The sequence below is a fragment of the Spirosoma flavum genome, from assembly GCF_042686045.1.
Taxonomy (GTDB): domain Bacteria; phylum Bacteroidota; class Bacteroidia; order Cytophagales; family Spirosomataceae; genus Spirosoma; species Spirosoma flavum.
The window spans coordinates 131,618-157,394 of sequence record NZ_JBHUOM010000002.1; the positions used below are offsets into that span (position 1 = coordinate 131,618).

At 47.0% G+C, this 25,777-nt stretch carries 24 protein-coding genes; 12 read left to right on the forward strand and 12 right to left on the reverse strand.

The annotated features are described in order from the left end of the window. Positions 1-63 precede the first annotated feature (63 nt). Positions 64-1,203 (forward strand): pyridoxal phosphate-dependent aminotransferase, encoded by a 1,140-nt coding sequence (locus ACFS25_RS06040; protein WP_381497598.1) that lies wholly within the window; start codon positions 64-66, stop codon positions 1,201-1,203. 111 nt (positions 1,204-1,314) lie between these two features. On the opposite strand, the gene ACFS25_RS06045 is transcribed toward ACFS25_RS06040, so the two are convergent. Further along, on the reverse strand, positions 1,315-2,202 hold the full coding sequence (locus ACFS25_RS06045) for a manganese catalase family protein (RefSeq protein WP_381497599.1): 888 nt from the start codon (positions 2,200-2,202) through the stop codon (positions 1,315-1,317). A gap of 254 nt (positions 2,203-2,456) precedes the next feature. After that, positions 2,457-3,701 carry an MFS transporter gene (locus tag ACFS25_RS06050; protein WP_381497601.1) on the reverse strand — a complete coding sequence of 415 codons (1,245 nt, stop codon included), beginning with the start codon at positions 3,699-3,701 and terminating at the stop codon, positions 2,457-2,459. A 121-nt stretch (positions 3,702-3,822) separates the two neighbouring features. Here ACFS25_RS06050 and aroB point away from each other — a divergent pair, with 121 nt between their 5' ends. Together aroB and ACFS25_RS06060 are read left to right on the forward strand one after the other, a co-directional pair. Then, positions 3,823-4,863, forward strand: coding sequence for a 3-dehydroquinate synthase (gene aroB, locus ACFS25_RS06055; RefSeq protein ID WP_381497602.1), 1,041 nt, complete (start codon positions 3,823-3,825; stop codon positions 4,861-4,863). A 120-nt stretch (positions 4,864-4,983) separates the two neighbouring features. After that, positions 4,984-5,517 (forward strand): DUF4136 domain-containing protein, encoded by a 534-nt coding sequence (locus ACFS25_RS06060; RefSeq protein ID WP_381497604.1) that lies wholly within the window; start codon positions 4,984-4,986, stop codon positions 5,515-5,517. Positions 5,518-5,660: 143 nt separating this feature from the next. Here ACFS25_RS06060 and gldA read toward each other — a convergent pair whose 3' ends face one another. Continuing rightward, on the reverse strand, positions 5,661-6,578 hold the full coding sequence (gene gldA, locus ACFS25_RS06065; protein WP_381497607.1) for a gliding motility-associated ABC transporter ATP-binding subunit GldA: 918 nt from the start codon (positions 6,576-6,578) through the stop codon (positions 5,661-5,663). A gap of 144 nt (positions 6,579-6,722) precedes the next feature. On the opposite strand from gldA, the gene ACFS25_RS06070 reads away from it, so the two are divergent. Beyond that, positions 6,723-8,411 carry an amino acid permease gene (locus ACFS25_RS06070; RefSeq protein WP_381497610.1) on the forward strand — a complete coding sequence of 563 codons (1,689 nt, stop codon included), beginning with the start codon at positions 6,723-6,725 and terminating at the stop codon, positions 8,409-8,411. Positions 8,412-8,456: 45 nt separating this feature from the next. Here ACFS25_RS06070 and ACFS25_RS06075 read toward each other — a convergent pair whose 3' ends face one another. Next, the gene (locus ACFS25_RS06075; RefSeq protein WP_381497612.1) at positions 8,457-9,188 is read right to left on the reverse strand and encodes a class I SAM-dependent methyltransferase; all 732 of its coding nucleotides are present in this window, start codon (positions 9,186-9,188) and stop codon (positions 8,457-8,459) included. Positions 9,189-9,265: 77 nt separating this feature from the next. Here ACFS25_RS06075 and ACFS25_RS06080 point away from each other — a divergent pair, with 77 nt between their 5' ends. After that, entirely contained in the window at positions 9,266-9,664 is a 399-nt protein-coding gene (locus ACFS25_RS06080; RefSeq protein ID WP_381497614.1) for a phage holin family protein, read from the forward strand. Positions 9,665-9,742: 78 nt separating this feature from the next. Here the strand turns inward: ACFS25_RS06080 and ACFS25_RS06085 are convergent, their stop codons facing one another. The 5 genes from ACFS25_RS06085 to moeB form a co-directional block, all read right to left on the reverse strand. Further along, positions 9,743-10,408, reverse strand: a complete 666-nt coding sequence (locus ACFS25_RS06085; protein WP_381500767.1) for a zinc metallopeptidase — start codon at positions 10,406-10,408, stop codon at positions 9,743-9,745. A gap of 174 nt (positions 10,409-10,582) precedes the next feature. Beyond that, positions 10,583-11,071: a D-glycero-beta-D-manno-heptose 1-phosphate adenylyltransferase gene (gene rfaE2 / locus ACFS25_RS06090; protein ID WP_381497615.1), complete on the reverse strand. Its 489-nt coding sequence runs from the start codon at positions 11,069-11,071 to the stop codon at positions 10,583-10,585. 16 nt (positions 11,072-11,087) lie between these two features. Next, a complete protein-coding gene (locus ACFS25_RS06095; RefSeq protein ID WP_381497617.1) occupies positions 11,088-12,155 on the reverse strand; it encodes a lysylphosphatidylglycerol synthase transmembrane domain-containing protein in 1,068 nt (355 codons plus the stop codon). 130 nt (positions 12,156-12,285) lie between these two features. Next, positions 12,286-12,639: an aspartate 1-decarboxylase gene (gene panD, locus ACFS25_RS06100; RefSeq protein ID WP_381497619.1), complete on the reverse strand. Its 354-nt coding sequence runs from the start codon at positions 12,637-12,639 to the stop codon at positions 12,286-12,288. Positions 12,640-12,821: 182 nt separating this feature from the next. Further along, complete coding sequence (moeB, locus tag ACFS25_RS06105) at positions 12,822-13,958, reverse strand: molybdopterin-synthase adenylyltransferase MoeB (RefSeq protein WP_381497621.1); 1,137 nt, start codon at positions 13,956-13,958, stop codon at positions 12,822-12,824. A 165-nt stretch (positions 13,959-14,123) separates the two neighbouring features. Between moeB and ACFS25_RS06110 the strand changes: the two genes are divergently transcribed. Further along, complete coding sequence (locus ACFS25_RS06110; protein WP_381497623.1) at positions 14,124-14,906, forward strand: 3-keto-disaccharide hydrolase; 783 nt, start codon at positions 14,124-14,126, stop codon at positions 14,904-14,906. A gap of 118 nt (positions 14,907-15,024) precedes the next feature. Beyond that, positions 15,025-15,903, forward strand: a complete 879-nt coding sequence (locus ACFS25_RS06115) for a hydroxypyruvate isomerase family protein (protein WP_381497625.1) — start codon at positions 15,025-15,027, stop codon at positions 15,901-15,903. A 50-nt stretch (positions 15,904-15,953) separates the two neighbouring features. Here ACFS25_RS06115 and ACFS25_RS06120 read toward each other — a convergent pair whose 3' ends face one another. Together ACFS25_RS06120 and ACFS25_RS06125 are read right to left on the reverse strand one after the other, a co-directional pair. Then, positions 15,954-16,823, reverse strand: coding sequence for a glycosyltransferase family protein (locus ACFS25_RS06120; protein WP_381497626.1), 870 nt, complete (start codon positions 16,821-16,823; stop codon positions 15,954-15,956). A gap of 88 nt (positions 16,824-16,911) precedes the next feature. Then, positions 16,912-18,549 carry a CotH kinase family protein gene (locus tag ACFS25_RS06125; RefSeq protein ID WP_381497628.1) on the reverse strand — a complete coding sequence of 546 codons (1,638 nt, stop codon included), beginning with the start codon at positions 18,547-18,549 and terminating at the stop codon, positions 16,912-16,914. A 464-nt stretch (positions 18,550-19,013) separates the two neighbouring features. Here ACFS25_RS06125 and ACFS25_RS06130 point away from each other — a divergent pair, with 464 nt between their 5' ends. Continuing rightward, the gene (locus tag ACFS25_RS06130; protein ID WP_381497630.1) at positions 19,014-19,655 is read left to right on the forward strand and encodes a TetR/AcrR family transcriptional regulator; all 642 of its coding nucleotides are present in this window, start codon (positions 19,014-19,016) and stop codon (positions 19,653-19,655) included. Between the two features lie 113 nt (positions 19,656-19,768). Here the strand turns inward: ACFS25_RS06130 and ACFS25_RS06135 are convergent, their stop codons facing one another. Further along, positions 19,769-21,064, reverse strand: coding sequence for an aminopeptidase P family protein (locus tag ACFS25_RS06135; RefSeq protein WP_381497632.1), 1,296 nt, complete (start codon positions 21,062-21,064; stop codon positions 19,769-19,771). Positions 21,065-21,204: 140 nt separating this feature from the next. Here ACFS25_RS06135 and ACFS25_RS06140 point away from each other — a divergent pair, with 140 nt between their 5' ends. The 4 genes from ACFS25_RS06140 to ACFS25_RS06155 all read left to right on the forward strand — a co-directional run bounded on the left by ACFS25_RS06140 (position 21,205) and on the right by ACFS25_RS06155 (position 25,763). Then, positions 21,205-22,803: a S8 family serine peptidase gene (locus ACFS25_RS06140; protein ID WP_381497633.1), complete on the forward strand. Its 1,599-nt coding sequence runs from the start codon at positions 21,205-21,207 to the stop codon at positions 22,801-22,803. A 96-nt stretch (positions 22,804-22,899) separates the two neighbouring features. Continuing rightward, on the forward strand, positions 22,900-23,721 hold the full coding sequence (locus tag ACFS25_RS06145) for a hypothetical protein (protein ID WP_381497634.1): 822 nt from the start codon (positions 22,900-22,902) through the stop codon (positions 23,719-23,721). A 66-nt stretch (positions 23,722-23,787) separates the two neighbouring features. Then, the gene (locus ACFS25_RS06150) at positions 23,788-24,459 is read left to right on the forward strand and encodes a response regulator transcription factor (RefSeq protein ID WP_381497635.1); all 672 of its coding nucleotides are present in this window, start codon (positions 23,788-23,790) and stop codon (positions 24,457-24,459) included. Continuing rightward, entirely contained in the window at positions 24,456-25,763 is a 1,308-nt protein-coding gene (locus ACFS25_RS06155) for a sensor histidine kinase (protein WP_381497637.1), read from the forward strand. The genes ACFS25_RS06150 and ACFS25_RS06155 overlap by 4 nt, the downstream gene beginning before the upstream one ends. Positions 25,764-25,777 lie beyond the last annotated feature (14 nt).

Here is a 25,777-nt window from a genome sequence, read left to right on the forward strand (position 1 = left end):
CCGTAAACTCATCAATAGTTATTCTTCACTTATTTATTGATACGGTAAGACCAACGTTCTGCTATGTCTATCAATCGTCGTGACTGGCTACGGGCCAGTATGTTGTCTGGCTTAACTCTAGCCGCTGCTCCATCTGCCTTCTGTGAGCCAGAACCAGAAATGCCAAAAGGTTATGACGTTCCGAAAGGAGCGTTGAAAGCCCGGTTATCGGCTAACGAAAACCCTTACGGCCCTTCCCCTAAAGCGCTTAAAACCATTACGGAGGCTGCGCCCGATGGCTATCTTTACGCAATGGAATATGCCAAACAGTTTCGCAAATTAGTTGCCGATACTGAGGGCGTTCCGGAAGACCATGTGTTGCTGGGTGCTGGTTCGGGTGAGTTACTAACGGCGGCTTCGCTTTGGGCCGCTTACCGGGCCAATGCTGGTCGGACGATTGTTGCCCCTGACCCAACATTTGACGCATTACCGCGTACGGCTGTTAAGCACGGCATCACGATGGACCGTGTTCCGCTGGTAGCAGCCGACGGTTATGACATTAATTTGAATAAACTTAACGAGCGCGTTGGCAGTCAGACGGGGATGGTTTATTTGTGCAACCCCAATAATCCAACGGCTATAACGGTTGATCCAGCTAAACTTCGCGCCTTCTGCGAAGCCGTCGGTGCGAAGACGCCAATTCTGGTTGACGAAGCTTATATCGACTACACCCCCGACCCAAAAGCCTACTCAATGGTAGATTTGGTTAAAAAGGGCAGTAACGTTATTGTCACCAAGACATTCTCGAAAGTACATGGTTTTGCTGGTCTTCGGGCGGGCTATATGATTGCTAAACCGGAATTGCTGGAGCAAATTGCCAAGTTTGCAACTGGTGGCAGCTCAATGAGTATGACCACCTTACGCGCTGCAATTGTTAGTTTACAGGATAAAGACTTCGTTAAATTCTCGCTCGGCAAGACGCAGGAGTCGAAAGACTATTTACACAAAGTACTGAAAGAAACTAACTACGAGCCGCTTCCATCAGGTGCTAACTTCGTGATGTTCCCAATTCGGATGAAGGGCGAAGATTTTGTAGGCCGGATGATGGAGCAGGGTGTGAGCATCCGCCAATGGAAATTTGACGGTCAGTACTGGTGCCGCGTTAGCCTTGGCACAATGCCACAGATGCAGGCATTTGCCGATGGGTTAAAAGTAATTTCGTAATAAACATAATCCGGACCTCTGATTCGGGAAGTCGAAGGGCAACTAGGTAGAATAGAATAGCTGCTACGTTTTTAGCCTTCGACTCTCCGAACCAGAGGTCCGGTTTGTAAATTAATAGTCGTACTTGATACCCATTTTCTTCGCCATATCGGAGAACACTTGTGGATCGAAATCCTCGTCGCCGGGCGCACTTAGTTGGGATTCTTCTTCAAGGTCAGGTACTGGATAACCTGGCATTCCACCCTCAACAACATAGCATTCCTGACCATCGTCGGGGTGCGGACCATTCCAAATAAGACCTGCCTGCTGGTAATCGTCCTGACTGAAAGTATATAACGATAAGTGCTGTTTCTGTTCCATGAATTTTTTGGCTTCAGAGAATGCATTGTTGCTCAGATTAGGAATTGGCAGTAGTTTCGTTACTTCCACACCCGTTAGTTTTTCCAGGGCTTTGGCATAGGCAACTACATGCAAACCTCCACGCACAAGCAGATAGCCAACCATCATGCGGGCCGTTGGGTCCGTCACCATTTCGTACGCCTTTATTTTATTGGCTCGTGCGCCACATTCCAGAAAGAAGTTATGCAGTAAATCTGATTTCAAATTACCGCTGCTGAACACATTCTGACCAGTCCAAAAATTACCCATCGAATCAACGGGCAGTGAGCCCTGCCCACTGGCGATATAATGATACGTATTGCGTGCATTGACCGCATCGGCAAGTGGAGCTGGAACGGGGTCATGTCCGCGCTTAGTAACACCTGTCAGCAAAAGGTTAATAGCGTATGATACCACTTCAATATGCCCATATTCTTCCCCGGCTATGCTGGCTATAATGTCGTAGAATGGACGAATTTTCTTGCGACCCCGGAAATTGAACGACTGAAACGTATAGTTCATTAGGGTTGACATCTCCCCAAACTTGCCACCCAATAGCTCCTGAAGAGCAGCTGCATCGTTATCAGGTGGATTGTTTGGTTTTGGCAACTCAATTGGCAAGCGGTCAATTTTTAATATTATAACCTTAGAGTTTCGTTAGTTGAACTAAGAACGTTTGTTCACTAAATCAACTTAACCCATAGGTAATAAATAGTTAGGAAAAACGATTGAAGGAAGCTAAATGAGAGTAAACGATCTGATCACGCTAAATCAGACCGTTTACCCAAGTCCGTGCCACCGTATTGATAGCACAGCGCACTGTGTTCATTTCTAGTATCATATACACCAAGGCTTTTAATTGAAGCCTTGTAAGCTCAATTTTTTATGGCTACGGGACGGGTTGGGTCAATACGTAGCCACAACAAAGCACTGACCAGCAAACAACCTGCAATCATGAACAGTGGGTAATTGAAGTTATTGGTTTGTTTGACGATGATTCCGAATAGAATCGTAATGAAAAAGCCACCTAACTGACCGGCAAAATTCATTGCGCCCGTCACCGAACCCGCGTTACGCTGCCCAATATCCACGCATACGGCAAACGCAACGGGTAAGGCCAAATCTTTTGATAACACGCACATCGCCAGAAGATAGCCAGCCTGTTCATTGTCGGTGGTTAATCCTGCTAAGAGGAAGAACAAACTCGATAACCCCAGTCCACCCACGCCTACTGCCCGACGGCCTATTTTTAGCCCGTAACGTTTGCTTAGCGAATCACTTAGGACACCGCCGACCAAACAGCCAATGGCACCCAGAAAGTAGGAGAGCGAGATGAAATTTTTCGTTTGATCTTCGGTCATGCCACGCCCTTCCTGAAAATAAACTGACGACCAGTTCGTGAAGAAATACGACCCATAAAAAAAGAGGTGGCACATCAGCATCAACGCCCATAAATCAGGATTACGGATAATAGTTTTCCACGAAATAAGGTGATCTGCGTCTTTTATATTACGCCCCATTTCAATCTCCCGAACTTCTTCATCGCTTATACCCGATTTTGTGGCCGGTTCATCACGGAACCAGATATACCAGCCAAGGGCCCAAACGGCACCCAGCAACCCTAATGCGCCAAAGGCCCAACGCCAGCCTGCCCAGTGCACCAACGGGATAACGAGCAGGGGAGTCAAGGCTCCACCCAGTCGCCCGGCAGCCCAGATAACGGATTGTGCCCGTCCCACCTCAACGGCTGGAAACCAGCGCGCAATAACGATTGATGCGTTTGGATAAGCACCCGCTTCTCCGGCCCCGAATAAGAACCGGACCACCAGCAGATAAATAAAATTGAACGCAGTGCCCGTAAGCATGGTAAAGCCTGACCACCAGAGAACTACACGTGTCAGCACACGCCGGGGGCCAATCTTATCGCCGAGAGAGCCTGTCGGTATCTCAAACAGGGCATAGGCCAATGAGAAGGCACCGAGTATCCAGCCAAACTGCTGATTGTCAAGATTTAAATCCGTTTTTACGTATTTGCTAACCACGTTCATACAAACGCGGTCGAGGTAGGTGATGGTTGAGAGTAGAAATAAACCCGTAAGAACACGGTAGCGAACTTTCATAGAGAGCGGGGGAATTTAGAGTACAAGAGAACACGTAGGTACAAAGCTATAATTTCAATCAAACTTAAAAATACTTATCCTGTCATTACGTACAGATTGATGGTGGCCGTACTTTTACAATATGTCAACTGTAACCATTTCTCCCCTCGCCGAAAGCCTTCCTGCTTTTCTGGATTCCTACGATTTTTCGTCCGTCGCCGTCATTGCCGATAACCATACATTCCGTTTCTGCTACCCCGATTTAAAAGCGTTTCTGCCGAAACATACGCTTGTGAGGATTAAGTCAGGGGAGGAGCAGAAGCACATCGCCACCTGCGAAATGATTTGGGATGCCCTGACGCGGGCTAATTTTGACCGTCATGCACTGGTATTGAACCTTGGCGGTGGCGTTATCGGCGATATGGGCGGCTTTTGTGCGGCTACATTCAAGCGTGGTATTGCCTTCGCGCAACTGCCTACTACGTTGCTCGCGCAGGTGGATGCCAGTGTTGGTGGTAAACTCGGCATAGATTTTAGGGGCTTCAAAAATCATATAGGTGTTTTCCAGCAACCAAACGCGGTATTGATTGACCCAACCTTTCTGACCACGCTTCCGGAGCGAGAACTTCGATCCGGCTTCGCAGAGGTAATCAAGCATTGTCTCATTGCCGACGCGGCCATGTGGGATGAAATTCGTCGGCGTGATCTTGACGAGCAGAATTGGTCTGCTCTGGTGGCTCATTCGGTCGCTATCAAACAACATATTGTCGCGCAGGACCCAACGGAGAAAGGGTTGCGTAAGATTCTGAACTTTGGTCACACCCTCGGCCACGCCGTTGAAACATACTACTTAACACAACCTCGCAAACGGCTTTTGCACGGCGAAGCTGTTGCCGTTGGAATGATCGCCGAAGCGTTTATTGCTTTTCATAAAAAGATGATCGATGAAAGGCTATTAACGCAAATCGAAGAATATATTTTTGCCGTATATGGAAATGTACGATTAACGGAAGATGATATCGAACCGATTCTGACGTTGACGTTGCAGGATAAGAAAAACCGGGGTCGTGAGGTGCGGATGTCGTTGCTGGACGGGCCGGGAAGTTGTGCGTTTGATATCGCCACTACAGCTACAGAAATGCGCCGGGGACTTGAGTTTTACCGAGGCATAAATAAGCAATAAAATTTGGCTCTATCTTGTTGTTTACGAAACATTTACGTTTATATTTGAGTTCGACCCAATGTTATCACTACTATTTATTTAATATAAATTATCTATTGAAAATTTTTTACAACCGAGAGTATGAAAAAGTGTGTAGGGATTCTATTTGCGCTGGCTGTTGTCGTTATGGCAGGCTGCTCATCGAATAGGCTGTTCGTAGAGCATGACTATAGCTATGAGGGCCACTTCAAAAACTATGAATCATTTAATTTCTTAGAATGCGAATTTGTCGATTCTACACTTCTCTGCTCCGACATTCAGGATGCTATCCGGCATCAGATGGAAGCTCGGGGCTATCGTGTTAGTAACCGCAGTCCAAATCTGTTAATTTCTTATAATATATTCCGGTCTGACCTACGCTTTCGGGGCTATCAGCAGCCGGTTATTAAAGACTGGGTTGTGCGTGAAGATGACGACGCCACCTACAAGCGTATTGACTACAACCTCGATGAAGGTACACTGATGATTTCGCTGATCGACGCCGAATCTTATCAGGTTATCTGGAAGGGCTACGCATCTAAAATGCTGCGAAACCAGAACTTCAAAAATAACTACTTCAAAGGTATAGTCAGGTCCATATTCGACCAATATCCACTAATGGCTACAGCTCGGTAGGTAATGTGGGTGGGAACAGGACATACATTAATGCAAAAGGCGAGATAAATAGTCTCGTCTTTTGCATTTTATACCAGTTTCAGTTGCGATGTATGTGAATAAGAGGAGGACGAACAAGATCAATAAATACATGCCTACCCGCGTTACTTTGTCAGTTCCTTAAAAATTCCTTCCAGTGAATTTTCCTGTTGACGGAGACCCACAAGTGTTAGATTCTGATCGGCGGCAAGGCGAAATATAGCTGCTCTTAAGTCAGTAGTCAATCCAGCCGTAATTCTATATTGGCCGTGCCCTATGAATTCCACTTCTTCAACGCCTGGCACTGAGGCCAGTACATCAGGATTGACTAACTCACCTTCAAACTCGGCTACGACCACGACGCTCTTTCCCGCTGATGCGCTTCTAAGTTGACTGAGTGGACCATCGGCTACAATTTGGCCCCGATTGATAATGACAACGCGGTCGCAAATGGCTTCAACTTCCTGCATTATGTGGGTTGAAAACAGGACCGTTTTATCTCGCCCGGCATCGCGAATGACTTGTCGGATTTCAGCCAACTGGTTCGGGTCAAGGCCCGTAGTGGGCTCATCCAGAATCAGTACGGGTGGATTATGCAGCAAAGCCTGCGCCAGTCCGACACGTTGCCGGTAGCCTTTGGAAAGTTGCCCGATGCGCTTGTGCTGCTCGCGCCCCAGACCAACCAACTCAATCATATCGGTCATACGGCGGCTCAGATCGGCTCCGCGCATCCCGTGTAGTGATCCGGCAAAGCGTAGATATTCCTTGACGTATAAATCCAGGTATAGCGGATTATGTTCAGGCAGATAGCCAACGCTCCGGCGGACTTCCATTGGCTGTGTTCGAACGTCGAAACCGTTCACCTCCACCGTGCCATCAGTGGGAGGGAGGTAACCCGTTGCAATCTTCATGGTTGTAGACTTACCCGCCCCGTTAGGACCCAGAAAGCCGACGATTTCACCCGGTTGCACCGTTAACGAAATCTGATCAACAGCCCGTTGGTGATTGTATTCTTTCGTAAGATTCTGGACTCGGATGGACATATTTCTGCTGAATGCTAAATGATAAACGATGAATAGAGCTCCAATGGCATGTGCTCTATGTGAATGTAACGAACAAAAAACCGGAAAGAATTTCTATTTTTATCGGTTTAACATCAATAGACACCGTTTTTCTTTAGCTAGCCTATGTCCCTTTTTCGCAAAAAGACCGTAACCCAAATCCTAAGTGATGCCGCCGAAGGTGAATCCAGTAAGTTGGTGAAGACATTAGGGGTCCGCGATTTGACATCGTTTGGCATTGCAGCTATCATTGGAGCCGGTATTTTCAGCACTATTGGTTTGGCAAGCTATAATGGTGGACCGGCGGTATCCCTGCTGTTTGTATTTACGGCCATTGCCTGCGTATTTACCGCCCTAAGCTACGCACAATTTGCCAGTACCGTGCCCGTAAGTGGTAGTGCCTATACGTATGCGTACGTCGCTTTTGGAGAGATATTTGCCTGGATTATTGGCTGGGCGCTTATTCTCGAATATGCCGTTAGTAACATGGTCGTTGCCATTTCGTGGTCGGAATATTTCACCTCCATGCTTAGCGGCTTTGGTGTTACCTTCCCTAAATACCTTGCTACAGATTACGGTTCGGCCTCACGCGCATTCCAACTGGTACAAGAAACTAAACAGGCGGGCATTGCTCTGACTACCTTACCGGACAACACGCGTTTGCTGGCTGATGCATATGCCAATGCGCCCGTGGTTGGCAATCTTCATTTGATTGCTAATCTTCCCGCTGGGGCCATTACAGTGCTGATTACCGCGTTGGTGTATATTGGCATTAAGGAATCACGGGCGGCAAGTAATATTTTGGTTGTGCTCAAATTAGCCGTAATCGCTTTGGTAATCGGTGTAGGGGCTTTTTATGTAAAACCGGCTAACTGGTCGCCATTCGCGCCTAATGGAATGTCGGGCGTGCTGAGTGGAGTGGCTTCCGTATTCTTTGCCTTTATCGGGTTTGACTCCATTTCAACTACTGCCGAAGAGTGCAAAAATCCCCAACGCGATCTTCCCCGCGCCATGCTTTATTGCCTGGGCATCTGTACCGTTCTATACGTGCTGATTACACTCGTGCTGACGGGTATGGTCAACTACAAAGAATTAGGTGTGAGCGATCCACTGGCCTACGTATTTCAAAAGGTAAATCTTGATTTTGTGGCTGGAGTTATTTCGGTAAGTGCGGTCGTCGCTATCACGAGTGCGCTGTTAGTGTATCAACTTGGGCAGCCGCGTATCTGGATGACTATGAGTCGCGATGGACTCCTCTGGAAACGCTTTTCGACTATTCACCCCAAATACAAAACGCCTTCGTTTGCCACTATCGTCACGGGATTTCTGGTAGCCATTCCGTCTTTATTCATGGATTTGAAATTCTTTGTTGATCTGACCAGCGTAGGAACATTCTTCGCCTTTATTCTAGTCTGCGCTGGCATTTTGTTCTTAGACGCCAAAGGGCTGACAGCGCAATCGAAATTCAAAGTGCCCTATATAAACGGTAAATACATTATTGGTGCGATATTACTGGCCGTAGTAACTTATGCGCTGACGAATGATAATCTACTGCAAACGCTGGAAAATAAACCATTGCTGGTGGTATTCTGGGGTGTCTGGATCGTGCTAGCTGTGCAAGGCTTTCGGCATAATTTCTCATTGTTACCAGTAATCGGCGTGCTAACGAACCTGTATCTGATGACTGAATTAGGGGCCAGTAACTGGAAGATTTTTGGTATCTGGCTGATTATTGGCTTAGTGATTTACTTCTCGTATGGATTCAGGAAGAGCAAGCTGGCTATACGAGAACGGGAGGACGCTGCAGGAATATAACAAGGCTAATTCAGGCAGGCTACTACTTATAGAAAACGATTTACGCTACTTCCCAAAGAACATAATGTGTTGCTGCGGCAAGCGGTCGTCGTTTTTTAGTAGTTTCAGCCCTACAGCTTTCATTTCTTTCGTTGCCTGTACGACGCTTAACTTGTGAAGCTCTTTGATCGGTACAGTTGGGTCTTCGGCACGGTATTCAACCAGCACAACACGTCCGCCCGGTTTTAACGCTGACACAATGTGTGCCATCATCTCGCGGGGATATGAAAACTCGTGATACGCATCAATCAAAATAGCCATGTCAATACTAGTGGCTGCCAGTTTTGGGTCCGATTCTGTGCCGAGTACCGGTTGCACATTAGTAATGTGATGCTTGGCTTTTCCTTCATTCAGATACGTGATCATCTCAGGCTGAATGTCCACCGCCAGTACGTTGCCTTTAGGTAGTTTAGGTGCCATTAAAAATGTAAAGAAACCAGTTCCGGCACCAATATCGGCTACTACATCCGTTGGCTTGAGGGTAAGCGCTTTCAGTAATAAGTCGGTGCGTTCTTCGCGTTCGCGCTCCGGACGCTCGAGCCACGATGCGCCAAAATGCCCCATAACCTGGGCAATTTCGCGTCCTTGGTAAACCTTGCCGATACCATCGCGGCTAGCGTTTGTTAATTGGTAGACCGCTGCTGAATCAGCTGGATGTGACGTAGCGGGCTGTTGCTGTGAGGCTCCCCGGCAACAGGCGAAGAGCAGAGCGAAAAGTAGAACCGGGATACGGTGCATGACAAATGAGTTGTGTATAGTAACTAAACCATCCTGGTTCAAAACAGTTGTTCAAAAGAACCAATTACACCCTGTTTATGAATCTTATCCTACATTTACTACTCGATGCAGCCGTAATTTTTGGCTTGGCCTACTTTATGCCCCAGGTTGATGTTAAAAACTTTGGAACGGCTATTTTAATTGCCTTGCTCCTTGGTCTACTCAATTTTTTTGTGGGCTGGGTCATTCGGTTTCCCCTCAATTTAGTCACGTTCTTTCTGCTGACGGGTATCGTCCGAATTATCGTTACGGCTCTCTTATTAAAGCTGATTGATAAGTTTCTAGACAGTTTCACCATCGTTGGTTTTTGGCCTGCCCTCTTAATTGCGCTGGCCGTAGCCGTGGCGGGAATGCTCATTGATCGTTCGGCACCAACGCCCGAAATGATTCAGTCTGGGTACGAGGCTATACTGAATTTGAGGCTACCATTTGCCTAACAATCCTACTTTATAAACAAAAAGAACGCGCCAGCACTGGCGCGTTCTTTTATTATGCTTGCAGACATTAATCCGCCTTTAGCTACTTCGGCGGCCACCCATCAAAATACTACCATAGTACAACAACGTAGCCAGCGAACCTAAAGCCGCCACTACATAGGTCATCGCTGCCCACCAAAGAGCATCTTTGGCAAAAACATACTCGCGTTGGTTTACTATTCCTTTGTCTTGAATCCAGGCCAGCGCCCGACGACTGGCATCAAACTCAACCGGTAGCGTCACGAAGCTAAATAGTGTTGTTAAGGCAAACAGACCAACCCCAACGGCTAGTGGAATAGGTGTTGTTTGAAGCAACAAAATGCCTCCCAGCAGCACCCATTGCATATAGCGCGAGGAAACTGAAAGAACAGGTACCATTGCCGAGCGAAGTTTTAAGGGAGCATAGGCTAGTTGGTGTTGCACCGCATGGCCGCACTCATGAGCAGCAATGGCTGCAGAAGCTACACTACGGCCATAATAAACGTCGCCACTCAGGTTAACGGTTTTTTCCTGTGGATTATAGTTGTCAGTGAGCATACCCTCCACCGATGTAACGCGAACGTCGTAGATGCCGTTTTCATTCAGCATCTTCTGGGCCACTTCGGCACCGCTCAAGCCGTTACTTAGGCCAATTTGGGAGTATTCTTCAAATTTGCTTCGTAACCGCCAGCTCACGAATGCGCTGAGGCCGAAGATGATAATCATAATTAACCAAATCATCGTCAATTAGTCAGGTTTATGGTTTCAATTTGACAGCCAATGTACCTGCTGTCAATAGTAAAACAACTATTAAGCTCAAAAAGTATCCCGGCAATCTAACCATTTATCAAGCCGGAGAGCCATTTAACAGACCAACCACACTTGGGTACAAAGACAGATTTACTGTTTTTCGTAACTCTGCTTAATCCGTTCAATGAGTTTTGTCGTTGAATAACCCGGCACAAGGGCCACCGTTTCAACGCGTCCACCCCGACCCAATACGAAATCTGCACCAACAATGGTGTCAACGGTATAGTCATCCCCTTTAACCAGTACATCGGGTTGCACGGCCTGTATCAGTTCAAGCGGAGTTGGTTCGCCAAAGAGTGTAACAGCGTCGACAAATTCGAGGGCGGCCATGAGTCTGGCGCGGGCATATTCGTTTACAACGGGACGTAGCGGCCCTTTTATACAACTTACCGACGCATCGGTGTTGAGACCCAGAATCAGACGATTGCCGAGGTGACGGGCTTTTTCTAGGTAATCAATATGGCCAAGGTGAACAATGTCGAAGCAGCCATTGGTGAAAACAATTTGCTGGCCTTCCGCTCGCCATTTCTCGGCTTGTTGGATGGCCTGTTCGCGCGTTAAAATTTTGGATTCGGTCATGAAAGAAAAAAGTAGATTACCGCTCCAGTTTTATTGCTTTTGGTCCATCCAGAACGTCAGACCCAGCAGTCGTTTTATTGCGACGGAACAACATAACTAATAGGGAGAGAATACCCAGAATTATAATCATAATTGTTGAAACGCCGTGAATGAACGTGGCCAGTATTTGCCCATCCTGACTTGTAAGCCCGTAAAGTAACGCCACCTGGCCAACCAATAAATGGAATGAACCAATGCCTCCCGGTGTTGGAGCAGCCATTCCCAGCGAACCAACTACCAAGATTGTCAGACCCGCCAGCGGTCCAAGATTAGCCGTTGCGGGCATAGCAAAGAATAGGCAGAACGACATGAAATAATACATTGTCCAGATTAGCAGTGTATGGAGTATAAAAGCCCCCGGCCGATGTAGTTTCCGGATGCTCAGTAATCCTTCAACAAGCCCTTTCCCAAAGGCAGTGACTTTCTGATAGAGTGGATGCCGACCCAAGGCGTCCCGATACCGGTTAAACAAAAACCAACTCAGTAAAGCCAGCCCCACTACTACCGCACCAGCTAGTAGCAATATTCCCGAACCACTGGAATTTTTTGGTAGTTTCCCGCTCAGGAACCCCATGAAAAACTGGCTTAACCGATCAAACTCCAGAACAAAAGTCGCGGCTAATAATAGGAGTAACATCAATACATCGCACAACCGTTCGGCCACGACCGTGCCAAAACTGACGTTGACAGGTACTGGAGCGCCGTCCTGTGCCGACAGGCGATAAAGAGTACCGCAACGGGCAACTTCCCCAGCACGGGGCAGAGCCAGATTAGCCAGATAACCGATTAGTACACTCACTGTTGCATCGAGTGAAGTAGGGCGTTGTGGTACCACAGGTTCCAGCAAAATACGCCACCGTTCGGCCCGGCTCCAATGGGCCACAATTGTCAACACAGCTGATAGTAACACCCACCGATAGTCAGCCCCCTTTATTTTTTGCCATAGATCGGCTGCGTCGAGGTGACTTTGCTGGAATGTAAACCAGAGTAATCCTCCGGCAATAGCCAGCGAGACAAGATACTTAAGACTGTTTTTGAGATTCATATAGTCGTAACGCGGCCAGAAAGCCGTGGTGAGGTAATTACAAGGGCTGAACCTTAGCCGTTTTACAAAAAACTCCGCTACAAAGTAACGGAGTTTCGTTGGAATCGATGATAAACGGTTAGTAAAAGGGTTATTCCTTCACCAGTTGGTTGTTAGTATCCGGGAAAATTACGGTTGGTTTGTACGTTTTGGCTTCTTCGGTGGTCATTATGGCATAAGCAATAATAATGACGATATCGCCAACCTGGGCTCGTCGGGCGGCTGCTCCGTTGAGGCAGATAATGCCAGAACCTCGCTCGCCCTTGATAACGTACGTGATAATCCGTTCGCCATTGTTATTATTGACGATGTGAACCTGTTCATTTTCGAGTAAGCCAGCCGCATCCATGAGGTCTTCATCAATGGTGATACTTCCGACATAATTTAATTCAGCCTGCGTGACTTTGACGCGATGCAGTTTTGATTTTAATACGGTGACAAACATGAGTAGTTAATAATGCAATGTGGGTGCAGCCAAAGAAGTACGGATATACGATTGCTGACCGTCTAAAAACAGTCGCCATATGAGGTTGGTTCCGGCTGATTAAGCACTTCAGATAAGCGATGAGCCGCTTCCCTAATGTCCAAGTTAGGGAAGCGGCTCGTTACTCTTCGTTGAAACAGATATTAATAAACCACCATTTCGGGTTCTATTGTCCGTGCCCAGGCATTAATACCCCCATCCAGATTGTACAGATTTGTTAGGCCTCCCTGAGCATATAGATACTGGACAACGTTATCGGAACGGATGCCGTGGTGACAATAAACGATAACAGGTCGGTCTGTCGGAATACGCTTACGGTTGTTGGGAATCATGCTAACCGGAATCAGCACGGCTCCTTCCAGATGGCAAAGATCATATTCAGGACGTTCCCGTACATCTAAAAGGAATAAATCTTCTCCTAATGCCAGCCGATCAGCCAGTTCCTGAACGGATATTTTCTGTGGTCCCGATGCACCAATGGGTCGAGCTCCCGCTGATACCAGACCTTCGCGAGCGAGTTCTTCCGCATCAATCCGGCGTTTGGTTTTTATTTTCTGCTGGTTCATTGTCAACAAGTCCACCATCAGCAGGTGTTCATGTAGCGGCTGTCCGATGCCCGTAATGAGTTTAATAACTTCATTGGCCTGATAGGTACCAATAACGCCCGGTAGCACGCCCAACACGCCCGTATCGTTACAGTTTGGAATTTCCATTTCGTTTGGATACTCGGGAAACAGACACCGGTACGTTGGTCCCCGCCGACCGTCGCCGAGGTCAGCATTCAGGACCGCTACCTGACCCTCAAACCGGTGAATGGCTCCATACACAAACGGCTTGCCAAGCGTAACGCAAACATCATTCACTAAATACCGAACTTTAAAGTTATCGGTGCAGTCAATCACAATGTCATATCCTTCAATGATGCTGCGGGCGTTGCTGATATCCAGTGCCACCGCATAGGCGTCAAAAGTCAGGTCAGGATTGAGTCGATTCAGATGACTTACCGCAATCTTGGCTTTGGGTTTCCCAACCTCATCGGTCGTATAAAGTACTTGTCGTTGCAGATTACTCAGGTCCACTACATCAGGATCAATGACCCCTATAGTGCCTACGCCCGCTGCTGTCAAATATAGAAGTACCGGACACCCCAGACCACCTGCGCCTATAACCAGAACGCGGGCGTTTTTGAGCCGCAACTGGCCTTTGGTACCAATTTCGGGTAAATTTAAGTGTTTCTGATAGCGTTGCTTTTCGGCAGGCAATAACGTCGTCGCTTCCATAATATCACAATAATATGCAACGCAAGGCAGTGTTGCACTAATCCAACAGATTTGTATCGCCTAAAATTGCATCGAGATAAGCACGAGCGTAAATATTTTGTAAACGTTCTGGGTATGTTTTTTTTTAGTACTATTGCCCCGACAAAATCCTAACGTTTCTTACCTATGAACTATCGTCGCTTTCCAGCAAACGGTCCTGCACTTCGACCACAGTTAGCTGTTGGTCTACTGGCTCTTACGCTGACTCTCAATGTTAATTCGGCCAGTGCTGACAACATAACCCCGCCCAATTTGTCCGTTACTCAAACTGACCTCTCGCTGAATAAAGGCAAGTGGGAAAATCTTTTCGATGGCAAAACATTAACGGGCTGGCATACTTACCTGAAAGCCGGTCAGCCAGTGTCTGATAAATGGACAGTTGATGACGGGGCCATTCATCTGGTATCGGGTGGTAGTGGCGATTTGGTAACTGATAAAGAATACGGCAATTTTGAATTGGAAGTAGAATGGAAAATTGCTGAAGGTGGCAACAGTGGGATTATATTCCACGTTCACGAAGATCCCAAATACACGGCTACCTATCGGACTGGTCCCGAAATGCAGGTACTTGATAATGAACGCCATCCTGATGCTAAGCAGGGGCGGGACAACAATCGTACGGCTGGTGCCCTTTACGATTTGCAGAAGCCCGTTACGCTTGGAGCGGCTAAACCGGCTGGTGAATGGAACAAAGCCCGCCTGGTTATCAACAACGGAAAAGCGGAGCAGTATTTGAACGGAAAGAAAACGGCCGAGTATCCAACCAGTGGTCCTGAATGGGATAAAATGGTAGCCGAGAGTAAATTTAAGGGTTGGGAAGGCTTTGGTAAGTATGACACCGGTCATATTGCCTTACAGGATCACGGCAATAAAGTCTGGTTCCGCAATATTCGGATTCGCGAACTGTAATCTAGTCCATATAGAGACGCAATACGTTGTTAGTACGCGGTTTTATGACCGGGTATGATTGCCGATGCATAGGAGACTGAACCAGTAACGTAATACGTCTTTACCAAACATAACCCTCATGCCATACTCCCGCCGAACGGCTCTGAAAACTCTGACTGGTACCGCACTGGCGTTACCTTTGCTGACTGACTCTTTTGCCCGCTCTATGACTCAATTAGAAAAAGCAGCCCCGATGCTGAAGGGGCATATCAATCACTCAGTTTGCCGGTGGTGTTACAGCAAAATACCGCTTGACGATCTCTGCAAAGCTGCAAAAGAGATGGGCATCAAATCAATTGATTTGACTGGACCTGAAGAATGGCCCGTATTGAAAAAGTATGGTCTGACATCGGCTCTGCCACAAGGCGCGGGAAAAGGCATTGGCGACGGTTTCAATAACCCTAAATTCCACGATGAGCTGGTAGCCAGTTACGAAGCTATTTTTCCGAAATTAAACGCAGCAGGAATGACTACGGTCATCTGTTTCTCGGGTAATCGGCGGGGCATGAGCAACGAAGAAGGCATGGAAAACTGCGCAGTTGGGTTGAAACGCTTAATGCCAAGTGCCGAAAAGCATGGCATTACGATGATAATGGAGTTGCTAAACAGTAAGGTAGATCACAAAGATTATATGTGCGACCATACAGCCTGGGGCGTGGATCTCTGCAAGCGCGTTGGATCCGAAAACTTCAAACTGCTGTACGATATTTACCACATGCAGATCATGGAAGGTGACATTATCCGCACCATCCGCGAGCATAATAAGTACATCGGTCACTACCACACAGGCGGCAACCCCGGTCGTAATGAAATTGATGAATCGCAGGAACTCTACTATCCGGCTATCATGAAAGCCATTGTCGATACCGGTTTTAAAGGCTACGTAGCGCAGGAGTTCATTCCTAAACGCGACCCGCTTACGAGTCTGAAAGAAGCTGTATTATTATGTGATGTTTAAGGTATAGAAACGAAATGCCGCCCCTGCGAATCAGGGGCGGCATTTCGTTTCTACAGTTTGTAATTCTTGTACTCGCCAATTCGCCAGCCGGTTAACTTTTCAATAAATGTCAGAAAGCGTACCCTCAGCGAGTAGCGTTTCTGGCTGGTATCGAATGTGAACGGCCAATTCAGACGGTCAACGCGGGCTTTCATTACACTTGGATGGGTGCCCGTGAAATGCGCCAACGAATCAATCTTGCTGTAATCGAAATGATCGAGCGTAGCGTTGGCCTCGGCGATCTGATTGGCATCGTTCCAAAAATGATTTGTGTGCCGAAGTCGTTTTTTCTGCGTTTCGGGTGGCTTCACCCAACCGTAATGATAGATGTAGGCGTCAATAAGTTTGACTTTCAGCTTCTGATTGTCACGCGTTCGAAAGCCCTGCGCATCCTTGTACGAGACTATGTTACCGGTGTTTCGAATTACCCGAACTTCGCGACGATACCATCGCCGGGAGTCGCCCACGAAGCTATAGGAACCATAGAAGTGCAGATACTTGAATAGCAACGCGTCTACATCCGGATCGTCCAGATACCGCTCCATTGCCTCCCGAACGACTGGAATGTATTGCTCGTGCAGAACCTCATCGCCCTGAATATAAAATGCCCAGTCTACATCTGGCGAAATAGCTGCCAGAGCTTTGTCTGTTTCCTGCGCCAGTACATGACCCCCTACGCGGGCGGTCTGATCCCATGTGGTACGAATAATGCGGATTTTATCCGACGGAATCGCAGCAATTAAACCAAGTGTATCATCATCCGAATCACCGACGGCAATGACAAACTCATCGCACAGCGGCAGAATGGACGTAATAGCCTCCACAATAGGATAATCGAACTGAACGGCATTACGGATAAAACTAAATCCGGCTACTTTCATTGAAAACGGGTTGGATTGGCTACAAACAGCTCAAAGATAGGACCGTTTCTGTATTCATCGCGCTTTAGCGTGGGTTAGGACTTTTTACTCAATAGCGCAGTATTTTCCGGCTGATAGGTTGACCGTCGCCATCCAGTTGCAGAAAATAAATGCCTGGTGCGGTGGGCAAAGAACGGGCGGGCAACGTTTGCTGGTGTTCACCCGCTGGCTGGTTGGGTAAGGCAAGCGTATGAATGGTTCGGCCAGTAGCATCAGTAATTGTCAGACGTAAATCCGCGCGTTGATAGAGTCGGTAGCGCAGAGTAACGTCGCTCGTTGACGGATTTGGACTAACTGTTAAGTTGAAATTATCCGTCGGTTCAGTAGCCAGCAGGTCGGCACCAAAAGGCAGAATAGCATTGTCCATCCACTCTAAGCGATTCTTCACCCAGGTTTTCAAGTAGTCAATTTCCTGCTGGTATGTCTGACCTACATAGCCATTTGGCCAAACATAGACCCCAATAACCGGCCACCGCTGAAAATTGCGGGTGCGGGCTTCGGTAAGTTCGGTAGCAACCGAGTCTACATAGGCCTGCATACGCTCAGTTTTGAGCACATTTTTGCGCAGACCTTGATACTTGTCGCGTACCTTCTTCGCAAATGATTTATCGCTTAATAAACGGTCCCACCAGAATGGAATCTGATAAGAATCGTCCGGGCAAGCGCGGTTAAAACTGTACGCCCAGCCCTGAGATGAGTTGCCATCACAGTAATTAGCATTTCCATACGTCAGATTATAGTCCCAGATGGGTCCCATTGTGAGTTTACCTCCTTTCGTATCGCGGTCTTTATAAAAGAAACTGCTCAGCCGATAGCCGTCTACATTTTTGCAAACTTCAGTCAGTAGCAGATAATCTACGAACGAGTCGTCATTGATGTATTTCCGGTAACCTGCGGTCGAGTCCTGATATTGAGCACCCTTCAATGTAGTCTCAAAGTCGGTTACAAATTTTTTGGCATACTGAAACTGTTCTTCGGCCAGATCTTCGGGTTTTGGACGATCAATCTGAATTTGAATAGGTTGCCTCTGAGCACCCGTATAAGGTGAGTTCCAGGAGCGGGACGTGGAACCTTCTGATTTGTCAATTTTGAAAATATAACCACCTGTCAACGCATCACCCGATATGTCGGTTTTTTTAATATTAGTAATGTTAACCCGATTTTTGTCGCGCTTAATCTTTTCGAACAGGATGTAAATACCGTCATAACTACCATTCAAGATCACTTCACAGTAGCGATAACGTGGCGTGTAATACACGCTCATTTGCCGATTCAGATCGTAGGTCAATGTTTCCCGAATCAGCGTTTTGTCGTTATACGTAGCGTTCAATACCCAATCTGATTCGGATGGCATTCCCAGGAGTGACGAATTGACGGAGTTCACCCCCGACGTGTCGCGGAGTTCGAAGCCGTATGGCTTTTTGGGAAAAAATTGCTGTGAAGATGCCCCCCGCTTTTCGATACCGATTTTACTGGTAAATGAAGGTCGATCGGTTACGTTGTTGCGCTTGCCGGTACCATTATCGATAATGCGAAGCTCAGCCACAATTTTCGGCTCATCCAGAATGACCTGGCCGTTCGTATTGATAACCACAATCGGCAAATGCGATGAAGTAAGCGTTTGGGCGAAGGCCGACGTGTGAAACAGGCTAACACTGAGAAGCAAAAAGAGGGAAAAGATTCGCATAGTCCAAACATTACTTTAACTATAAAAATACGACTATTTTATTGCATTAATTAGCCAACTATACTAGTCGTCTATATTTTGATGAAAATGTATTGACCGTTAATCTGTAATAGGCAGTAGAGACAATTTTTCAGTGGAGAAAACTATAATTATATTAATATAAATACTGTATTCCTATAGATACACTGACGTTTTTGGCCGCTTAAACAGCCTTCGAAACTGTCGCTTATGACCATAATGAGAGATTATAGATTAATAATTATATAGATTGGTAGATATAGTGTTACCTAATAAGTAAATCAGAATCCGTTTTTTTTGATTTTTATTATTTTATGGTTTGAAAACGTCACTGGTAATAACCACATTTGTGCTTGCAGCAAATCTGCGATCTCTACGCACAAGGGTAACTATTTGATAAAAAAAAGATAGTAATCTATTCTTCCTCTTAAAAAAAACACCAATTTATGAAAGTTGTCAAGCGTAGAAATCGCCAGATGACCATGGAGCGTATTTTACGAGCTATGGGCGAAGTAATGGCCGAACGAGGCACTGAAAAAGCTGGTATCAACGCCGTTGCAGACCGTGCTGGGGTAAACAAAGTTCTTATCTATCGTTATTTTGGTGGCTGGAACGGTTTATTGGAAGCATACGTACATCGTGGTTTCTTCCTCTCAATGTTTAATGAGAAATTCCTGGATTCGGTGCCGGATAATGTGCCTCCCGAATCTCGAAGTAAAGCCTGGTCAGAATACACTATTCAGTTCATGCGCGAGTTTCGGACGCGTAAGTCTTCTCAGGAACTGATTCGTTGGGAAATGTCAAATGGTGAGACCGAACTAGCCCGTCGGCTAGCCGATTTTCGGGATCAGTCCTATAAGAATATGGTAGCTAAGCTAGCCCCTTATTCGGACTTTGACCCGCTCGCTATTACCAGCTTAATGGTTGCGGCTGTCACAAATATTGTGCTCACCAGTACCCAGCGGGATCATATTGGCGATATTGACCTTCGATCCGATAGCGGTTGGGAACGTCTGGAAACGGCAATCCGTCGGATTTATTCCAGTTTAAACATTGCCCTCGATCGAGAACAGGCTAAAGCGAAGTGATGTAGGGGATACACAGATATACAGATAGGTAGACAGCGCGGGCGGCTTCGTTACGATGTACGACTGACACATACTGATTCACAACGAGGCCGTCCGTGCGGTCTGATAATTTATTATCTGTTCATCATCTCCTCAATTTCCTCTGCTTCAAGTGGGATGTTGGCCATCAAATCTATATTGCCTGATTCTGTAATAAGTACGTTATTTTCGAGTCGAATGCCCAGCTTTTCATCTCGAATGTAAATGCCCGGTTCAACGGTGAAGACCATGCCGACTTCCATTCTACGGTATTTATTCCCCACATCGTGTACGTCGAGACCAAGGAAGTGGGAGGTACCGTGCATGAAATATCTTTTATATAAAGGCGCATCGGGGTCTTGTTTTTCCACGTCAGTACGGTTCAGTAGGCCCAGTCCTATCAACTCTGACTCCATTACTTTGCCCACTTCACGGTGGTACTCATCCCAAAGATTGCCGGGCCGGAGCATTTGCGTCGCTTCTTTCATTACGCGTAATACAGCGTCGTAAACGGCCCGTTGGCGTGTTGTAAACCGGCCATTGACGGGGACAGAGCGGGTCATATCGGCGTTGTAGTTGGCATATTCGGCACCAATGTCGAGCAGAATCACATCGCCGTCCTGGCACTGCTGACTATTATCAATATAATGCAGTACACAAGCGTTTGCACCCGATGCAATAATGGGTGTATAGGCTGCTCCCCGCGAACGGTTACGTAGGAATTCGTGCATCATTTCGGCTTCGATTTCATACTCCCACACACCTGGTTTGATAAACCTAAGAAGCCGCCGAAACATCTTATCGGTAATGTCAATAGCGGTCTGGATAAGTGGTATTTCCTGCGGTTGTTTAATGGCCCGGAGGTAGTGCATCAGGGGAGCCAGTCGCTCTAACTGATGCAACGGATACTGATGCCGAAACTCTTCGATGTAACGGGCATCTCGGCTCTGAACTTCCACCCCCGCGCGGGTATGCTCATTGGTATTCAGGTAAATGTGTTCGGCTTCGAATACCATCTGCCCAAAAATTTGCTCAAACTGATGCATCCAATAAACCTGTTTTTGTGGTAAACCCGTTACCTGTTCGGCTTCTGCTTTCGTTAGTTTATGGCCCTCCCAAATTTCAATAAGTTCACTGGTTTCGCGCAGAAACAGGACCTCGCGAAATTTTGGGTCAGGGTGGTCAGGAAATAGTACCAGGCGCGTTTCTTCCTGATCTACTCCCGTAAGGTAAAAGAGGTCGTTGTTTTGGCGGAACGGCATGGTGCCATCTGCATTGGTAGGCATACTATCGTTGGCATTCAAAACGACCAACGATTTGGGTTTCAGCAACGTAATAAGCCGCTGGCGGTTTTGGACGAAAAGCTGGTCGTCAATGGGTAAATAACGCATATGGTGGGTGTTGAGGGCGCATTTGTGATTAAGTTTGCAAAGAAACTCAAAAGCCGGAAGAGTTTATGCCTGTTTTTTAGTTTAGAATTTATACGATTCTTACTACAAAGAAACCGCTTATCTAACATCCTAAACTAATCATGACGTTTCGACTATCTCTGTTTCTTTGCTTGTTACCGTTTTTGGTGCAGGGGCAGCCTGACGGGATCCGATCTGGATTAACCCCTCCCGACTTAGCGCGATCAATCCAGAATGGAACAAGCGTGGACGGCCCCAAATATTGGGTTTTACTGCATGATAAGGACAAAACTTCTCCTCTGGCATTGTCGCCGACAGCTATTGCTCAACGGAAGCTGCAAGAATTACCCATAGATGATACCGACCAACCCGTTTCCGCCACGTATCTAAATCAATTAAAACAGATAGGCGTGAAGCCCATTTTCCAGTCACGTTGGCTCAATGCGGTGTCGGTTCGGCTGACTCCTCAGCAGTACGCCCAGGTAGCAAAAATGCCTTTCGTGAACGCTATTCAGGCTATTGATCCGGCTATTGTCATTACGTCGATAGCCAAAACGGCCAATCCTCAGTTAGCGCCGGTTATGTCGCAGATTCAGGCTCCCGACTTTGCGCAGGCAGGTCTGACAGGACGATTTGTGAACATTGGCGTTATTGATGCCGGTTTTTTTGGTGCCGATTCTGCCAACGCGCTCAAACATATATTTGCTCGTCAGGGAGTGAAGTTGGTACGCGATTATGTGAATGAAAAAAAGACGCATAATGACCTGCTCCATACGCTCGAAACCAACGCCGATTTTCACGGGACGGAGGTACTAGCGGCTATTGCGGGTAATGATCCAACCGAAAATATTCAGTTTGGGCTGGCTACCGACGCAACATTTTACCTTGCCCGTACCGATCAGGGAAATCGTGAATACCGGGGAGAAGAAGACAATTGGGTGGCGGCAATGGAGTGGATGGATAGCCTCGGCGTCCGGCTTATAAACACTTCGCTGGGGTATGCTAAAGGCATGAGTAACCCTAAAGATAATTATGAACCTGGTCAGATGGACGGCCATACCAGCCTAATCAGTCAGGCTGCGCAGATAGCCGCTGACAAAAAAGGAATTTTGATTATTGTGTCGGCGGGTAACGAAGGGGAAGACCGCTCGTGGCGCATCATCAGTACCCCCGCCGATGCTCAAGGTGTGCTGGCCATTGGTGCGACAAACGCTCGACTTTGGAACCGCATCGGGTATAGTAGTATTGGGCCTGAAAGCTTGGCGTATTTAAAACCTAATGTATCGTGTTTTTCGCTCTATGGTACATCGCTGTCGGCCCCGGTTATCACTGGTTTTGCGGCCTGTATCATGCAGGCAAATCCGAAGCTAACCAATAAAGAAGTAATGTCAATTATTGAAAAGTCGGCCCACCTGTACCCATACGGTAATAATTATATTGGGTACGGAGTTCCGCAGGCATCGCGCGCACTAGCCTTACTCCGTAATCAGGAATTGCCTACTGTGGCCCGATTGGTGAAAGCTACCGGCAAAACTATAACCCTGCCTATTACAACGACCGAGGTGGTTATATCCGTGTTTCACAAAAAAGACGCTACGCATGTATTGCAGCAGGAGGCTGCCAAAGTTACCAATGGCAAACTGACTTTGCGCCGGTCAGTCGATGAGAAACAGACAACAATAGACTTGAAAAAGGAAGTAATTGAGGTTGTTTGGGAATAAATCCAAGATGAAGAAAAATTAATTTCCAGTTCAGATGGGCTTTAGACGGTAATGATAGCTTTGCTTCCATAATTAACAGTAAACAACAATTGACTTATGGAAACCAGTGCAAAATTAATCGCCCTTGCCGTCTTTGTCTCGACGTTAGCCTCTCCCTTCGCTCATGCACAAAATCCAACTGGGGCGGGTCCCGGAGAACCGGCAATAGCTATGAAAGCCCCTGATGGTAATGCCCCTGATGTGGCTCCTCCTGGTGGTCCTGGTCGTCGGCATGGTCGACCTGGACCTGGATTTGGCCGCGATAATCGGGCTAGCGAACAAGGCCCCGGCAGAAAACACCAAGCTGACGGACTAACTTCTTTAACAACCGTTTCGGGTACAGTTGGTCAGTTAGTCGGTAATGATGATTTTATCCTTGATGGTTTCACGCTCAACGCTGGTTCTGGTTCTGCCACGACGGTGAAGTTCCCACCTCATTTAGGCGCACAAGTTCAGAAAGCAGTCAAACCGGGTAGTAACGTAAGCGTTACGGGTTATTCTGAAACAACACCAACTGGCGAAGTTCGCTTCCACATGAATAGTCTGACGGCTGGGAAAGTGACGGTTTTTGATACGCCCCCAGCTAACCCCGCTGCTACTCCCGACACGCCAACATTGACGACCGCTACGGGGAAAATTGCGGATTATCGACTTGATCGTGGGGGACGAGTCAATGGGTTAATACTGGACGACAAAACAGTTGTGAGTATTCCGTCTCACGTTGCCTATCAACTTACGGATTTGGCCAAAAAAGGAAGTACGATTACTGTGCAGGGATACCCAAGAAGGCTTCGGGATGGACAGGTTCAGCTAGAAAAGGTAAATATCCTAAGGGCTTCGGTATTGACCATCAACGGACAGCAATATTTAGTTCGGTAAACGTAAAGAGTGAAAAACTATCAAATCCGATAGTTTTTCACTCTTTAACTCATTCTCTCTATCTACTTGAAAATCTTAGTTATCGAAGATGAGCGCAAATTAGCTCGGTTCATCAAGCAGGGCCTTGAACAACATGGTCACGTAGCTGATTTAACGCATTCGGGCTCCGAAGGACTCGATCATATTGCCGGTGGGCTGTATGACTTGGTGTTGCTCGACCTGATGCTACCTGGACAGACGGGCTTTGAGGTACTGCAAAATATTCGTGCGTTTGGGTTAACCGTTCCGGTTATGATTCTGTCTGCCCTGAGTGATCCTGATAAAGTAGTACAGGGACTGGATTTAGGTGCTGTAGATTATTTACGAAAACCGTTTGATTTCAATGAGTTACTAGCCCGGATTCGTGTTTTGCAACGTCGAAGTACCACAAGTGATAATGTAGTATTGCGCGTAGCTGATTTGGAAATGCGGCTTGTGTCGCACGAAGTAGTCAAAAATAAAATTACCCTTGACCTGACAAACCGCGAGTTTGCTCTACTCGAATTGCTCATGCGCCGGGCTGGACAGTTAGTTACTAAAAATGAAATTGCGGAGAAGGTCTGGGCTGTGGATTTCGATATGGGTAGTAATGTCATTGAGGTTCACATTTACCAATTACGTAAAAAACTTGATTCCGTTGGTCTTAGTGGATTAATTGAAACACTTATTAGCCGGGGGTATCGGCTCAAAACAACATGAGCCTTCGCAGTCGTATCGTACTGGCCGTTACGGCTGTATTTGCCGGTGTGAGCCTATTGGCGGGTTGGTTGATGCTCAACCATGCCGAAACAAGTTTGCAGACTGCTTTCGATCGGGCCACTCAAACGCGGGCTGACTGGTTGTTGTCATTGGTGAGCGTGGACCCCGTTATTTTGCCACTGCCTACCGACAGGGAGCGAATGCAGGTGCTGTATCAGGCTTACGGCCACACTCGAGAACTGTTTCGAAGTCCTGGCTTTCCTGATAAATATGATCAGCAAAGGATCAAAAATCGATATTCATATCGGGCAATAACCAGTCAAACCACTACAGAGCAGGCACCCGATGGGCAGATTACGCTGACACTGGCCGTACCGGATATAAACTTGCGTCAGGATATAAGTCAGCTACGATGGGTGTTTGGTGTAGGTTGGCTGCTAAGTCTGGCGTTGGCTTTTGGCGCTGGTTATAAGGTGGCAGGTTGGTTACTGCGACCTATTCAAGCAATTGTTGATCAGGCGAGTATGATTAGTAATGCCACAGATAGTAGCCAGATTGCCTTGCCAAAATCCCGCGATGAACTGTACCAATTAACCGACACATTGAATCGTATGCTGGGTCGTATTCGGGAAAATGTTGACTTGCAACGGAATTTTTTTGGTGCTGCTGCCCATGAGCTACGAACGCCGTTGACCGTTATGAAAACCGGCCTCGAAGTAACGCTCAGCAACGAGCAGGTTGATCAAACTATAAAACCGTTTTTGGTTGGCCAACTGGATGAAGTGAGCCGTTTGGCCAGGCTGCTTGATGAGTTTCTGACATTGAGCCGACCCGATGATTCTAGTCAGACGCTTAAAATGGGGGAGGTTGTTATTCCGGATTTAGTTAGGAAATGTTTAACTCAGTTAGCAGGATTAGCCATTGATTATGAAGTGATAGTCTCCTTCAAAATGGATGAGTTACCAACAGAATGGGTATCGACAGACGCTGTCAAACTGGAACACGTTCTACTGAATCTAATTGAAAATGCCATCAAGTATGCCGTGGCGGGCAGTATTGTTCTGGTTCTTGTGACGTATTCGGCTGGCTGGATAATTCGAGTACAAAATCATACGGTTCGAGACAGCGGCCCAACGCTCGATTTAATCCAACCGTACTTCCGGGCTGATCCACTCAAAGAAGGGCATGGGCTGGGTCTCTGGATTAGCCATCGGCTAACAATGTTGCTTGGTGGAACGTTACAACTCAACTGGCAGGCGTATACGTTTACCAGCGAATTAACCTTACCTGTAACTAATAATTAATTTACCAATTATCT